This is a genomic window from Mucilaginibacter sp. (assembly GCF_965225845.1).
Lineage (GTDB): Bacteria > Bacteroidota > Bacteroidia > Sphingobacteriales > Sphingobacteriaceae > Mucilaginibacter.
Genome location: NZ_CBDDBL010000002.1, coordinates 1,503,973 through 1,517,794 on the forward strand (window position 1 = coordinate 1,503,973; position 13,822 = coordinate 1,517,794).

Annotated in this window: 14 protein-coding genes; 7 read left to right on the forward strand and 7 right to left on the reverse strand. The window is 38.9% G+C overall.

Annotation, left to right across the window (positions count from 1 at the left end):
• Positions 1-24 precede the first annotated feature (24 nt).
• Positions 25-1,059, forward strand: coding sequence for an LLM class flavin-dependent oxidoreductase (locus ACYZ0U_RS10600; protein WP_461452061.1), 1,035 nt, complete (start codon positions 25-27; stop codon positions 1,057-1,059).
• Positions 1,060-1,092: 33 nt separating this feature from the next.
• Here the strand turns inward: ACYZ0U_RS10600 and ACYZ0U_RS10605 are convergent, their stop codons facing one another.
• Positions 1,093-1,572, reverse strand: coding sequence for a class I SAM-dependent methyltransferase (locus ACYZ0U_RS10605; protein ID WP_461452062.1), 480 nt, complete (start codon positions 1,570-1,572; stop codon positions 1,093-1,095).
• Between the two features lie 8 nt (positions 1,573-1,580).
• Positions 1,581-1,967 carry a hypothetical protein gene (locus ACYZ0U_RS10610; protein WP_461452063.1) on the reverse strand — a complete coding sequence of 129 codons (387 nt, stop codon included), beginning with the start codon at positions 1,965-1,967 and terminating at the stop codon, positions 1,581-1,583.
• A gap of 116 nt (positions 1,968-2,083) precedes the next feature.
• On the opposite strand from ACYZ0U_RS10610, the gene ACYZ0U_RS10615 reads away from it, so the two are divergent.
• The 6 genes from ACYZ0U_RS10615 (at position 2,084) to ACYZ0U_RS10640 (ending at position 7,955) form a co-directional block, all read left to right on the forward strand.
• Positions 2,084-3,331, forward strand: a complete 1,248-nt coding sequence (locus ACYZ0U_RS10615; RefSeq protein WP_461452064.1) for a YdcF family protein — start codon at positions 2,084-2,086, stop codon at positions 3,329-3,331.
• A gap of 186 nt (positions 3,332-3,517) precedes the next feature.
• Positions 3,518-5,065, forward strand: coding sequence for a DHA2 family efflux MFS transporter permease subunit (locus ACYZ0U_RS10620; RefSeq protein WP_461452065.1), 1,548 nt, complete (start codon positions 3,518-3,520; stop codon positions 5,063-5,065).
• 62 nt (positions 5,066-5,127) lie between these two features.
• On the forward strand, positions 5,128-5,739 hold the full coding sequence (locus ACYZ0U_RS10625) for a TetR/AcrR family transcriptional regulator (protein ID WP_461452066.1): 612 nt from the start codon (positions 5,128-5,130) through the stop codon (positions 5,737-5,739).
• A gap of 309 nt (positions 5,740-6,048) precedes the next feature.
• On the forward strand, positions 6,049-6,831 hold the full coding sequence (locus ACYZ0U_RS10630) for a S1/P1 nuclease (protein WP_461452067.1): 783 nt from the start codon (positions 6,049-6,051) through the stop codon (positions 6,829-6,831).
• Between the two features lie 156 nt (positions 6,832-6,987).
• Positions 6,988-7,458: a sigma-70 RNA polymerase sigma factor region 4 domain-containing protein gene (locus ACYZ0U_RS10635; protein ID WP_461452068.1), complete on the forward strand. Its 471-nt coding sequence runs from the start codon at positions 6,988-6,990 to the stop codon at positions 7,456-7,458.
• Positions 7,455-7,955, forward strand: a complete 501-nt coding sequence (locus tag ACYZ0U_RS10640) for a hypothetical protein (RefSeq protein WP_461452069.1) — start codon at positions 7,455-7,457, stop codon at positions 7,953-7,955. Before ACYZ0U_RS10635 ends, ACYZ0U_RS10640 begins: the two co-directional genes overlap by 4 nt.
• Here the strand turns inward: ACYZ0U_RS10640 and ACYZ0U_RS10645 are convergent.
• The 5 genes from ACYZ0U_RS10645 to topA all read right to left on the reverse strand — a co-directional run bounded on the left by ACYZ0U_RS10645 (position 7,949) and on the right by topA (position 13,725).
• On the reverse strand, positions 7,949-8,419 hold the full coding sequence (locus ACYZ0U_RS10645) for a GNAT family N-acetyltransferase (protein WP_461452070.1): 471 nt from the start codon (positions 8,417-8,419) through the stop codon (positions 7,949-7,951). The two genes, ACYZ0U_RS10640 and ACYZ0U_RS10645, sit on opposite strands and share 7 nt — an antisense overlap.
• A 24-nt stretch (positions 8,420-8,443) precedes the next feature.
• Entirely contained in the window at positions 8,444-10,153 is a 1,710-nt protein-coding gene (locus ACYZ0U_RS10650; protein WP_461452071.1) for an ABC transporter ATP-binding protein, read from the reverse strand.
• Complete coding sequence (locus ACYZ0U_RS10655) at positions 10,154-10,861, reverse strand: 3'-5' exonuclease (protein WP_461452072.1); 708 nt, start codon at positions 10,859-10,861, stop codon at positions 10,154-10,156. It abuts the gene before it with no gap.
• Between the two features lie 37 nt (positions 10,862-10,898).
• Complete coding sequence (locus tag ACYZ0U_RS10660) at positions 10,899-11,303, reverse strand: hypothetical protein (protein ID WP_461452073.1); 405 nt, start codon at positions 11,301-11,303, stop codon at positions 10,899-10,901.
• A gap of 79 nt (positions 11,304-11,382) precedes the next feature.
• The gene (gene topA, locus ACYZ0U_RS10665; protein ID WP_461452074.1) at positions 11,383-13,725 is read right to left on the reverse strand and encodes a type I DNA topoisomerase; all 2,343 of its coding nucleotides are present in this window, start codon (positions 13,723-13,725) and stop codon (positions 11,383-11,385) included.
• Positions 13,726-13,822: the final 97 nt, after the last annotated feature.

Below are 13,822 nucleotides of genomic sequence, written 5' to 3' on the forward strand. Positions count from 1 at the left end.
GGTTTTTAAGCAGTAAATTTGAATATGAGTTCAAAATCATTGCAAGATATTTCATATTCCGTGTTGGACCTGGCAACTGTTGTTGAAGGTTATTCCATTGCGGACACCTATCATAATAGTTTAGATAATGCCCGACATGCAGAAGCCCTGGGTTATAGCCGCTATTGGTTTGCAGAGCACCACAACATGATATCTGTAGCCAGTTCGGCAACGTCTTTGCTGATTGGTTATATTGCCGGAAATACTGAAAAAATAAGAGTAGGGTCTGGTGGTATTATGCTGCCAAATCATTCGCCATTGGTAATAGCTGAACAATTCGGTACACTGGAAACTTTATACCCTGGTCGTATTGATCTGGGTTTGGGTAGGGCACCGGGCAGCGATCAGATCACAGCTCAGGCCATCAGGGGACAGAATATGAACGCGGCTTTTTATTTTCCAAAGGACGTAGCGGCGTTGCAAACTTATTTATCAGCAAATAATTATGATGGTAAGGTTAGAGCTATACCTGGTGAAGGGCTGAATATTCCGATCTGGATCTTAGGTTCCAGCACAGATAGTGCTAAACTGGCAGCAGCAATGGGCCTTCCTTACGCTTTTGCCAGCCATTTTGCGCCCGCTTATTTCAAAGAGGCTATCGCTATTTACAGAGATAATTTTATTCCATCGGTGCATTTAGATAAACCCTATGTGATGGCTTGCGTAAACGTAGTTGCCGCTGAAAGCGATGAAGAAGCCGAATACCTGTCAACGTCCGTTAAACAAATGTTTATGGGGATCATTACCGGTAAGCGTAAATTGCTTCAACCGCCAATTAAAAGCATGGAAGAAGTTTGGGGTGTGTTTGAAGAAGGCGCAGTTATGGAAATGTTAAGGTATTCGTTTATTGGCAGTAAGGAAACAATTCATTCGAAGCTTTCATCCTTCGTTAAGGAAAATGGTGTGGATGAAATTATGGCAACCACGCATGTTTACAATCATCAGGCCAAGCTCAAATCGTTCAGGTTGTTTGCGGAAGCACTAAAACTTAATCCGCTTGTTCTGTCACAAAACCAATAAGTTTTTTCCGATGAGGTTAGAACTAGAACTGAATTAGGGCAGAATACAGTTGGCCGCCGAACCGGGATGGAATTTCAGCCATTTTGTTATTGACGTATAACCCATTTGGCTGAAAAGCTTCTTTAGTTTTTCAAAGTTGATAGGATATGGTACCCAGGGGTTAAAACGACTGGTATCGTATTCTACAATTAAAAACGTTGGGTTAGCATAAAAGCACTTTTCCAAATTCTTAATGATCTTCTGTTTGTCGCGTATATAATGGATAGAATTGGCTATTAGGATACCATCGAGATCAGACAGTAGTAAATTATCCTTTGCAAAGTCGGCTTTAATAAATTCGACTGACAGGTCTTGATCCTGTTTATCAATGGCTATAATATGGCTGCCAGAAAGAAGAATATTGCTTAAGGCCATCGTAAATGTCCCTGTCTCACAGCCGAGGTCCGCCCAGCGTTGGGGTTTCTCGCTGCTAATACCCTTTTTTGTCAGGTTAATGGCACCAGATTGCTGCATAACGTTATTTAAAATTCGTCAGCTGTACTCCGGTTTTCGGCAAATGGCGAACTGTTAAATGTAATTGTTCCCGAATTTTTGTCGAGGCTAAATGTCCATTCCGAGGTTTGATCTTCTTTTTCAGTTTTAACATCTTCGCAACCGAAGGTAAAATTAATATCAAGTAACACACGAAATTTACCCATCCCGGTATCTAAATTAAATCCTACCCGGTCAAAATGCATTTGAGTGACCTGTGGTGAGCCTCCGGCTTTAAATTCACGCTGAATTTCATAAGCGAGACTGTCGTAATTTTTAGAACCCCGATCAAATAATTCATTTAGTAAATCCACGGCGGTATCGCTGTTCAGCTTTGATAGCTGAGTTGACGTTAATTTAAGTTGAAATTCATTCATGTTATACAAATATAAATATTGTACCTTCAAGGATATGCTCTCTTGGGTATTAAACAAAGTTATTAAAAACGCTTTTACCGGCACAGCAGCCGGCAGGTATTTAATACCTTTACATTATGAAGTTTATAGTCATCACTTTTTTCGTGGTATTTTTTGGAGTTTCCATAGGATTCACACAAATAACCCCAGTAAGCGGATATCCGATCTTCAATAAAGGTAGTGTAGCAGATAAAAACTTTTACTTGCTTGAACTATTAAAAAATAACACTAAGGTTCGCCGTCAAATCGAGCACGATCCAGTGCTTACGAAAATGCTGACTTTTCGAAATAAAGCGCTCATACAAAGCTTATCGAACTGTAAGAATTATAAAGATATTACTACAAAGTTTAAATTCACATCTTCACAAATATCAACTGTCAGTGCTGAATTAGCTAAACTTTATATGAGCAATGCAGATATCCGACATTTGGTCAACGCTAACTTAATTCCATCATACAAATACTCCGGTGATATTAAAATTTCACCGGCAGCACAATTTACTAAAGCATGGGAACAGGACGCAGAAGCCATTAATCATATTATTTCAGTTTACGCAGAAGGTTCAAAGGCAAATTACCCGGCCATCGATTCTATTAGTTTTAATGTTTATGATAAAAACTACATTTATATAATTAAGGAGGCAGCTTGCACAGCGATTGACGAATCTGATCGCTCAAAAATGTTCTTTATGCCTGCTACCACTTTTGCGCTGAAAGTTTTAGCGATAAATGGCCGTAACGATGCCGGTGATTATGAACCTATGGCAAAAACTGTCAACAAAGCGGCGTTATCGAAATCAAAACATATAATCTGGTCGGCATTTAGTTATACGCTCATTCTTGTTCCGGGTGAGGGGCCGGATGATAATAACATTTCGTTAAGCGAAGGGAGCAAATTCCGCTGCAAACTTGCCGTAAATGAATACCATAATGGATTAGCACCATTCATAATGGTGTCAGGCGGCAAAATCCATCCCTACAAAACACCTTATTGTGAGGCTATAGAGATGAGGAAGTATTTAATTGATAGTTTGAAGATACCTATTAACTCCATTATTACGGAACCACATGCCCGTCATACGACTACCAATATGCGCAATGCCTCCAGGCTCATTATACAATATCACTTTCCGGTAAATATGGCTGCTTTAGTCACAACAGATTCTTTACAAAGCGCTTACATTAGCAACATGGATCAGCGTTGCCAGCACGAATTGGGTTTTTTACCTTACCGTTTGGGAAAGCGGATCAACACCACGTGCCAGGAATTTTATGCACTGCCAATCGCTTTCCGCGTTAATAATAGCGAACCCTTAGATCCTTAAATTTAAAATATATTTGATTAGTTAGGGAGCTGTAAATTATTAAAAGAAGATAAGTTTTTTTAATAATTGAATACTTTTTGAATGTCAAAAAAGTGCAATAAGTTCAATCCATTGATTAAAACAATTGTTTAAATCAATCGATTGATTAATTTTGTTGATGAATTATTCGAACAAATAATTAATCAAATGGTAGAAACGGGATTTAGAAAATGGATCATCACCATTACAGTAGTAACAGCATCACTACTCGAACTTATAGATACAACAATTGTTAACGTTTCCATTCCCCAAATACAGGGTAACCTTGGATCTACCATAACAGATACAGCCTGGGTAGTTACCGGTTATAGTGTGGCAAACGTAATTATACTCCCCATGTCGGGCTGGTTAAGTAGCTTTTTCGGGCGTAAAAATTATTTCCTCACATCCATTATAATTTTTACGGTAGCGTCTTTTCTATGTGGAAATTCGCATAGTCTTACAGAGTTGGTTTGCTTCCGCATATTGCAGGGTTTAGCTGGTGGCGGATTATTATCAACCGCACAAGCCATACTTTTGGAATCATGGCCGCCCAATCAGGCTGGTACCGCAACTGCTATATTTGGTTTTGGAGCAGTATTTGGCCCAACCATTGGCCCAACACTTGGGGGTTATATAAACGATCATGCTTCGTGGCAATGGATATTTTATGTGAATATCCCTATTGGGTGTATGGCTGCGGCCTTTACACTATTATTTATAAAATCCACACCAAGCACAGGTAAAGATAAACCTATTGATTGGTGGGGAATTGCATTACTTGCCGTTGCCGTTGGAAGTTTACAAACGATATTAGAAAAAGGTGAAGATGAAGACTGGTTTTCAACCACCTATATTACGGTGTTAACTATTACCGCGATTTTTGGGATTTTACTCTTTATATGGCGCGAGTTAAGTACCGATCACCCGATTGTGAACTTTAAAATTATGCGACACCGTAGTTTTTCTACAGGTATGCTAACCTCCTTTATCCTGGGTTTAGGTTTATATGGTTCTAATTATGTATTTCCGCTTTTTACCCAAAATCTTTTAGGCTTCTCTGCACAACAGAGTGGCGAAATTTTGTTTCCCGGTGGAATATTTACCATTTTAACGATGCCATTTGTTGGTATTATGCTGAATAAAGGCGTGCCAGCCCAATTTATGGCAGTTGCCGGGATGATCTTATTTTTTATATTTTCATCAATGTTGAGTAATTCAACTTTGTCGTCAGGCACCGGGGATTTCTTTTGGCCTTTGGCTATAAGAGGCGTAGGCTTAGCCTTACTCTTTGTTCCGCTTACTACTTTAGCTATTGGTGGTTTAAGAGGGCAAGAGATAGGGCAGGGAGCCGGCTTAAACAATATGATGCGTCAATTAGGCGGCTCATTTGGTATAGCCGGATTGAATACTTTAATCCACATTAGGGAAGCTGTTCATCGTAATAATTTACTGGTCAATATCAATCCTTATAATTCCTATTTTACCGAAAGGCTTAACGCGTTAACCCGGGCTTTTATGGCGAAAGGCAAATCAGTAATTGATGCAACCCATATGGCTTATGCCGCAATTGATGGTACAGTACAAAAACAAAGCATTTTGCTCAGTTATATCGACTCTTATTGGGTAGTAGGTGTAGCAATGCTATGCGCCATTCCTTTGGTTTTTTTAGCACCATTTGTTAAAGGGCAAAAAGCAGTGGCTGATACACATTAAATTGTTTTTCTAAAGTTATTTGTAAGGCTTTAGTTAGCTTTACAAATAAATTAAAATTTAGCATGTCGTTAATTACGGAGATTTCGACGGAAGAAAAAATAAAAAGAGCGGCGCGAAAAATTTTTACTAAAAAAGGATTTTTAGCTACAACTATACGAGATATTGCCACCGAAGCCGACATTAATGTAGCCTCGATAAATTATTATTTCAGGAGTAAAGAAAAGCTTTTTGAATTTATAATGGACGAAACTATAGGCAGGCTATTCAATAAAATAGAACCTGTTTTGAATAATGAAAATATAACGGTTGATGAAAAAATTGCGATTTGTGTAGGCTATTACATTGATAACATATTAGAGAACCCCGATTTTGTTTTTTTTACCGTAAGCGAGGTAATGAGCGGCAGCCTGAATAACCTGGCGATGATAAATAAAATGAAGTCATTGGAAAAATCACATTTCGCGGCCCAGCTTAAACACTTGTACACCGCCGGTAAAATTGATTTTCATCCGGTTAATCTTCTGTGGAATGTATCCGGAATGATCTTTTTCCCTTTTTTAACACGCCCAAGAATGCTGGAATCAGCTTACTTTACCTCCAAGGAATTTATAGCGTTAATGCAAGAGCGAAAGAAGATGATCCCAATTTGGATGAAACAAATAATTAATGGGTAATAATTAGCAGATAAATCTGCCGGATGTGAATTATAGTACTAATTCATAAAAAAACTCTTTAAACAAACCTGGTGTTTTATACAATCAATAGCAAAATGCAGATCCAAACTACGCTCTAACGGCGAAATGATACCTGTGGAGCCGCCCCCGGTTGGCAGCGGCCCGAGGAGGAGGTAGACCTGGCGGGCCAAAGATGTAATTTTGATTGGTAATAATTTTAAACGCTAAGTATACCAGTATAAATAGCAATCACAGTATTGTTACTAACACTTAATATTTACTTAGCGTTAGTTTTTTACTTTAGCGGCTATGAAAAAATATTTGTTGCTATGCCTGTTTGTGTTATTTGGTTTTATGCTGATCTCTTGGGGAATTCTTGGTCACCATGTAGTAGGTGAGATAGCCGAAAATCATTTGACCCCTGAGGCAAAAGCGGGTGTTCAGGAATTACTCGGGCATCAAAGTTTGGCTGATGTAAGCTCTTGGGCGGATGATATCAGGCAGGACTATCCTGAAACAGGCTCGTGGCACTTTGTGAATTTACCTTTAGGTTTGAGTTTCCCCGATTTTGAGAAACAAGTACAAAGTATGCAAACCGGTAATGTTTATAATTCAATATTACGTTGCGTACATGATCTGAAAGATAATAATACGTCGCAGAGGAAGAAAGTTGAAGCACTAAAATTTTTGGTGCATTTTGTTGGGGATGCGCACCAGCCAATGCATGTAAGCAGGGCAGAGGATAAGGGCGGAAACACAATTATGCTTACCTACAATAATGAATACACCAACCTTCATAGCATTTGGGATAGTAAATTACTTGAACAAGATGGATATGACTATAAAAAATTAGCTGTAAAATATGATAAGGCTACACCAGAACAGATAAAAAAATGGCAAAGCGACCCGGTTATTATTTGGATTTGGGAAAGCTACCTGATAAGTTCTATGCTGTATGCCGAGGCTGATACCTTACAAAATAAACCATTGGGAAAGGCATACTATGAGCGGCATATACCTATTGTAGAGAATAGATTAGAGAAGGCAGGGATCCGTTTAGCAGGTGTGTTAAATTACATCTATAAAAAATAATCATCCGGTTAAACCCTTAATAATTTTATCGTAAAAATATTTATTAACACTGAGCTAAATAAATTTTTATAATTTACTTTTTGTTTTATTTTTACTTTTGAGGTTATAGATAGAATCAGAAAAAATCTTATAACTTTTGATTTGCAGTTGAGATAGATGTTGAAAAAGGATACGCAAATATTATTAAAACACTCATCCCATGGCCTGGCCGAACTTTACGATAAGTATGCCGGTATGCTTTTAGGGTATATTTACGATATTGTAGACGATAGTAAATTGGCTGAGCAACATTTAGTGTCAATTTATAGCGGTTTATCAGTCAACTATAAAGAGCTTATTCCTGATGGTGAAAATACCTGGTGTTATTTGCAACGATTGGCTAAAAAACACTTATCCGGTTTTCAGGAAGGTTTAAAAGAACCTAAACTTAAAGGCATCGATTTTAACAATAAAAACGACCGTAATAGATTTTTGAAATTAATGACACACGAGCAAAAAGAAGTTTTTTGCGGGATATATCATTATGGCAAAACAGTAACCAAGCTTTCGAAAGAATTAAATATTGCTGAAGATACTGTGCGAAGAACTCTGAAAGAGGCATTTGCAATAATTAAACAAGCATCATGAACACACAGGAGTACATAGAAAGTGGGATACTGGAGCTGTATGTTTTGGGTGCGGCAACTGATGTGGAAACCAAAGAATTACTTTACTTTAAAGAGCATTACCCTGAAATAAGAAATGCTTTATACGAGCTTGAAACCGATATGGAACGGCTGGCTCAGCAAATGGCAATTATGCCGCCGCCGGGCACATGGGAAAAGATAGAGGACAAGATGCACGAATTATCCACTATCCCTGAGTACGAGCCTTTAAAGTTTAAGCAAGGCGCTAACGGAAATGGAAATTATAACGCCAGAAAAAGCGATCAGTTTATTGAAGTAGAAGCTGAATCGAGCCAGATTAGAGTTCACAAAAACTGGAAATGGGTATTTGCTGCCGTATTTATACTGAGTAAAGTGTTTTTAGCTTGCGCGATATACTTTTACCTCGAAAATCGCCAGGCCCAACAACAGATACTGGAATTGAAAACTGAATTAAGAACTCATAAGGCACCTTATTGACCCGATAAGGATTTCGTCATACATACACTGGTTTCAACTCCTGCATACTTACCATAATTAGGTATAATTTTATAACCTTGTTTACGGTATAAGGCATTTGCATCGTCAAGCTTAACACCCGTTTCAAGTACGGTTTGCGAATAGCCTTTTTCTTTAGCCCAATTTTCAAGCTCATTTAATATTTTCGACGCTATTCCTTTTCCACGCATGGCAGGGTCAACAAACATTCGCTTTATTTCAATTGATGAGTTGTTAAACTTCTTAAAGCATCCGCACCCTACAGGTTTTTCATCAAAATAAGCAATTACAGCCGTATCTAAAGGATCCAGCACGTTATTAGGCGCGTAAAAAGCATTTTGCTCGCCATTTATAACAGCCAGGTATTGGTCTAGATGACAGATCAGGTACTTAAAATCCGGATCGCTATTGCTGGTTCTTTTTAATACTATATCTGTTGATTGCATTGTGCAAAATTAATCATCGTCCTGTTAAAATAAAGGCATGGCAGCGAGTAATTTTTTAGTATATTCTTCTTTAGGATGATCGAAAATATCCTCAGGATATCCTGCCTCAATGATCATTCCTTTATTCATCACCATCATCCGGTCTGAAATGTGTTTAATAACAGCCAAGTCATGCGAAATGAATATATAAGTTAGGTTAAATTCATACTGCAGTTCGCGCAGTAAATTAAGTACTTGTGCCTGCACCGATACATCCAGCGCCGATACTGATTCATCGCAAATAATAAATTTTGGCTGTAAGGCTAAAGCGCGTGCAATTACTATACGTTGCCTTTGTCCGCCGGAGAATTCATGAGGATAACGGTTAAAATGCGCCTGTTGAAAATTTACCCGCTCTAACAATTCCAGCACTTTTTGTTTACGCTGTTTGTCATTATTATAAAATTGATGTACCTGCAACGGTTCCATAATGGCATCGCCAATGGTCATACGCGGATTTAATGATGAATAAGGGTCTTGGAATATGATTTGCATATCACGCCTCAATGCACGAATTGCAGATTTATCCAACCCAAGCGTATTGATGCCCTCAAAGTTTATGCTGCCGCTAGTTGGTTCAATCAACCTTAAAATACTGCGTCCAAGCGTTGTTTTTCCACAACCTGATTCACCAACCAAGCCTAAAGTTTCACCGGGATACAGATCAAAGCTCACACCATCAACTGCTTTAACTGTATTTTTTGACCTATTGAATAACCCGGAAGAAGCGGTATATTCCTTTATCAGGTTATTAACTTTTAAAATTGGTTCTTGGTTATATAATTGTTGTTTACGCTTGTCAATTTCAGATTTTGAATATAAGTACTTTCCCCTAACTGTGTCAATATTAGTCCCTGTATTGTGTCCATCCCTATCAATAAAATCGGCAACTACAGGCAACTGTTTTAGACGGAAAGCAGGCGAGGGACGGCAGGCTAACAAACCTTTGGTGTAAGCATGTTGCGGATTATTAAACAAATTATTTACTAAACCTTCTTCAACTATCTCACCCTTATACATCACCAGTACCCGGTCGGCAATTTCACGGATTACACCCAGGTCGTGTGATATAAATATCAAACTCATATCCCTGTCTTTTTTAAGTCGATGCAGCAGCTCAATAATACTCTTTTGAACCGTTACATCAAGTGCTGTAGTTGGCTCATCAGCTATCAATATTTTCGGCTTGCAGGATAGCGCCATTGCTATCATTACCCTTTGCTTTTGTCCGCCTGAAAGTTGGTGCGGGTAGCTATCATATATGGCATCAGGCCGGGGTAACTGTACTTCTTTAAATAATTCTATGGTATGCCTCTCAGCTTGTTTTTTATTTAAGTTAAGATGTAGTTGAATAGCCTCAGTAACCTGATAGCCACAGGTTAATAAAGGATTAAGCGATGTCATTGGTTCCTGGAAGATCATCGCCATTTTATTACCACGAATGCTACGCATTTCGTTTTCAGGCAAGCTGAAAAGATCGGCATTATTTAATAAAACTTTGCCTGTAATTTGAGTTTGCTCCGAATTTAATATGCGCATCAATGCCAGCGAAGCAACAGATTTACCTGAACCTGATTCACCGACTATTCCGATTATTTCGCCTTTATTAAGATTGAAGGATAGTTTTTTAACCGCATGAAACAAACCATTTTCTGTTTTAAACTGAACATCCAAATGGTTTACCTGTAATATCATTTAGCTAACAATGGTTATACAGTCATCAGTAATCAAATCTTCGCCGCGGTAGCGCCTCAGGAGCTGTGCTGTCGCGACAACATCTTTCTGGCAATAAGTGCATATACGGGGCAGGTCATTTTCATTCCAGTAAACGTGGCCAACCTGACTGCCATCAATGTCGTCCTTTGGGGTCGGGATGTTGAATATAGCAGTGAGCAAGTTTAATGAGGTGTAATTTTTATAATCACCAAATTTCCATAGCTCCATGGTATCGAGATGATTGATCTCCCAGGGCTTTTTGCCCGAAATCTCCAATTGAACCGGCATGCGCAAACCATTGATCAGCATGCGGCGACAAATGTATGGAAAATCAAACTCCTTGCCGTTATGGGCACATAAAATTAAATTGGGGGATTGGGATGCCAGCATGGCCGAGAAGCTCTCAAGCAGCAGCTTTTCATCATCTGAAGCAAAAGATTTTACTCTTAACCCGGTGCGTTTGCCGTTAGTGAAGATGCCTACTGATATACAAATGATCTTGCCAAATTCAGCCCAGATGCCGGCGCGCTCGTAAAAGTTTTCTGCTGTTTCTTCTTTACGTTGCGATACTGTTTTATGATCCCAAAGTTTTTGAAAATGCTCAGGCACCTGGTCGTGACTACTATATTGCGGCACAGTTTCAATATCAAGTACCATCAGGTTATGCAGGTCGTATTGTTCAAGCATGGGTTATAATTAAAACCTAAATATATGAAATAGGATTTTAACGGATCATCACACCTACTTTATTTACCACAGGCAATTTTATAAAATTCATTTCGACAATGCTTTCCGGAAGGAAAATGAATTTTTTGTCGAAAATTTGATTACCGATGTAATAACTCAACCAGTATTCATTATTTAAGCCAAAAGTTTGTTCGTCAATAGGTTCAATCAATACTGATGAGTTACTTGGTACAATTGGGAACATGTGGCGTAATACTGATGTTTTTACTTGTTCGCCGTCTTTTTCACCATAACCTTTCGAGGTTATCAACACATTCTCAATCGCATCTTTCTTAAGGTTGATGAGATAAACATACCATAGCTTTGTTTCAACGCTTTCTTTTTCAAGCGCTACTGCTATCGCTATATCCTCAACAATATTTTCAGGAAGGTCTTTAATCATTATTAGTTGATTGATTTTTTTGTTGATTAAGTGAATGGTTATAAGCCAGTTAACTCAATCAACCTAATGCAACTACTCACTATTTCTTCTTGGCAAACTTCTTGCCGCCTTTTTTAGGTGCTTTTTCTTCTGCTACAGCTAAGGCTTTGCATTCTTCAAATGTTAGCTCAAGCGGTTCTTTACCTTTTGGTATCTTAACGTTTTGCTTGCCAAACTCAATGTACGGGCCCCACCGACCGTTTAATATTTTAACGGTTGGATCTTCATCAAAAGTTTTGATCAGCTTTTCAGCATCTTTTTTGCGTTTTTCTAAAATGATCTCGATCGCTTGTTCCTCGGTAACATCAAGCGGATCAATACCTTTTGGCAAGGAATAAAATGCACTGTTATGCCTGATGTAAGGACCGAATTTGCCTATTGCTACAGTCATGTCCTTATCCTCAAACATGCCAGCCTTTTTAGGCAGTTTAAACAATTCTAAGGCATCTTCTATACTAATAGTCTCAATGCTTTGTCCGTTTCTTAAACTCGCATACAAAGGCTTTTCCGGCTCTTCTTCGGTAGCGTTATCGCCTACCTGCACAAACGGACCGTAACGGCCTATACGTACAGAAACTTTTTTGCCTGTTACCGGGTGAACACCTAAATCGCGTTCGCCGGTTGCTTTATCGGCTGTTTTTATAGTGCTTTCTACATTCTCATGAAACGGATCGTAGAATTTGCGGATCATTTTAGTCCACTCGGTCAGTCCCTGTGCAATATCGTCAAACTGCTTTTCAACACTGGCGGTAAAATTGAAATCAACAATACCTTCAAAATGACTTACTAAAAAATCATTTACAACAGCACCTATATCTGTGGGAAATAACTTATTCTTTTCAGCCCCGGTATTTTCTGTTTTTTGTTCCTTGATGATATTACCACCTTTCAGCGTTAATACACGATAGGCACGTTGTTTACCTTCGCGTTCCTCCTTAACTACGTAACCACGATTTTGTATGGTTGATATGGTAGGAGCGTAGGTAGATGGTCGGCCTATACCTAATTCTTCCAACTTTTTAACAAGGCTTGCTTCTGTGTAACGAGCAGGTGGGCGTGAATAACGTTCCGTAGCCGACATTTCCTGCAAGGCTAAACGTTGTCCTTTTGTTAATGGTGGAAGTATTGCATTATCACTATCTGCTGAAGCTTCGGTTTCCTCCTCCTCATCGTTAGACTCCAGGTATACTTTCAGGAAGCCATCGAATTTCATTACTTCACCGTTAGCAACTAACTCTTCTTTACGTGTCGATATACTGATTTTTGCAGTGGTTTTCTCAAACTGTGCTTCGCTCATTTGAGAAGCGATAGCACGTTTCCAGATTAGCTCATAAAGGCGTTTTTCTGATGCATCCCCATCAATAGTGTGGTGATTAAAATACGTGGGGCGAATGGCCTCATGCGCTTCCTGAGCACCGGCGCTTTTTGTTTTATAAATTCTATGCTGATGATATTTATCACCATAGGCAGAAATAATCTCGCTTTGAGCAGCATTTAAAGCAGTATCAGATAAGTTAACCGAATCGGTACGCATATAAGTGATATGCCCGGATTCGTATAGTTTTTGCGCTACCGTCATGGTACGCGAAACCGAAAATCCTAATTTTCGGCTTGCTTCCTGCTGTAATGTTGACGTCGTGAATGGCGCAGCAGGTGAACGTTTCGCAGGACGGGTCTCTAATGATCTTATGTCGAAATCTGCATTGATACAATCCTGTAAAAATTTCTCGGCATCTTCTTGTTTAGCCCAGCGTTCAGATAATTCAGCTTTAAAGGCTTCTTTGCCTTTACCAAATATAGCTACAATTCTAAATGCAGCTTCGGCAGTAAATTTATTTACTTCGCGTTCACGGTCAACGATCAGCCTTACCGCGACTGATTGTACACGGCCTGCAGAAAGCGATGGTTTTACTTTTTTCCAGAGAACAGGGGATAGTTCAAAACCAACCAATCTGTCCAAAACACGACGAGCCTGTTGGGCATTAACTAAGTTGTAATTTATCTTTCGTGGATTGTCAATTGCCTTCATAATAGCAGGCTTGGTGATCTCATGAAAAACTATGCGCTTGGTAGTAGCGTCCTTTAAACCTAAAGTTTCAAACAAATGCCAGGAGATGGCTTCACCCTCACGGTCCTCGTCCGATGCGAGCCATACCATGTCTGCTTCTTTAGCTAATTTCTTTAAATCGCTTACTACCTGCTTTTTATCGGCTGGAACCTCATATTTCTGTTCAAAATTATGGGCTATATCAATGGCATCTTCCGACTTAATCAAATCACGAATGTGACCATAACTCGACTTCACGGTGAAGTCCTTACCTAAGTAACCTTCTATGGTTTTGGCTTTCGCCGGTGATTCAACTATCAATAGATTTTTAGCCATTTAAACGGTTTTTTCTGCAAATAAAACATAAAGAAAGCGAAACGCAAATTTGTTTTTAGGAAAGATGTGTTGGAATGATATTAAACCGATAACGGTA

What these genes read in the sequence shown, in the direction of transcription:
- topA (WP_461452074.1), bottom strand. Translation starts at nt 13,725, where the DNA reads ATGGCTAAAAATCTATTGATAGTTGAATCACCGGCGAAAGCCAAAACC.
- ACYZ0U_RS10605 (WP_461452062.1), bottom strand. Translation starts at nt 1,572, where the DNA reads ATGCAGCAATCTGGTGCCATTAACCTGACAAAAAAGGGTATTAGCAGC.
- ACYZ0U_RS10650 (WP_461452071.1), bottom strand. Translation starts at nt 10,153, where the DNA reads ATGATATTACAGGTAAACCATTTGGATGTTCAGTTTAAAACAGAAAAT.
- ACYZ0U_RS10640 (WP_461452069.1), top strand. Translation starts at nt 7,455, where the DNA reads ATGAACACACAGGAGTACATAGAAAGTGGGATACTGGAGCTGTATGTT.
- ACYZ0U_RS10625 (WP_461452066.1), top strand. Translation starts at nt 5,128, where the DNA reads ATGTCGTTAATTACGGAGATTTCGACGGAAGAAAAAATAAAAAGAGCG.
- ACYZ0U_RS10645 (WP_461452070.1), bottom strand. Translation starts at nt 8,419, where the DNA reads ATGCAATCAACAGATATAGTATTAAAAAGAACCAGCAATAGCGATCCG.
- ACYZ0U_RS10660 (WP_461452073.1), bottom strand. Translation starts at nt 11,303, where the DNA reads ATGATTAAAGACCTTCCTGAAAATATTGTTGAGGATATAGCGATAGCA.
- ACYZ0U_RS10615 (WP_461452064.1), top strand. Translation starts at nt 2,084, where the DNA reads ATGAAGTTTATAGTCATCACTTTTTTCGTGGTATTTTTTGGAGTTTCC.
- ACYZ0U_RS10610 (WP_461452063.1), bottom strand. Translation starts at nt 1,967, where the DNA reads ATGAATGAATTTCAACTTAAATTAACGTCAACTCAGCTATCAAAGCTG.
- ACYZ0U_RS10630 (WP_461452067.1), top strand. Translation starts at nt 6,049, where the DNA reads ATGAAAAAATATTTGTTGCTATGCCTGTTTGTGTTATTTGGTTTTATG.
- ACYZ0U_RS10600 (WP_461452061.1), top strand. Translation starts at nt 25, where the DNA reads ATGAGTTCAAAATCATTGCAAGATATTTCATATTCCGTGTTGGACCTG.
- ACYZ0U_RS10655 (WP_461452072.1), bottom strand. Translation starts at nt 10,861, where the DNA reads ATGCTTGAACAATACGACCTGCATAACCTGATGGTACTTGATATTGAA.
- ACYZ0U_RS10620 (WP_461452065.1), top strand. Translation starts at nt 3,518, where the DNA reads ATGGTAGAAACGGGATTTAGAAAATGGATCATCACCATTACAGTAGTA.
- ACYZ0U_RS10635 (WP_461452068.1), top strand. Translation starts at nt 6,988, where the DNA reads ATGTTGAAAAAGGATACGCAAATATTATTAAAACACTCATCCCATGGC.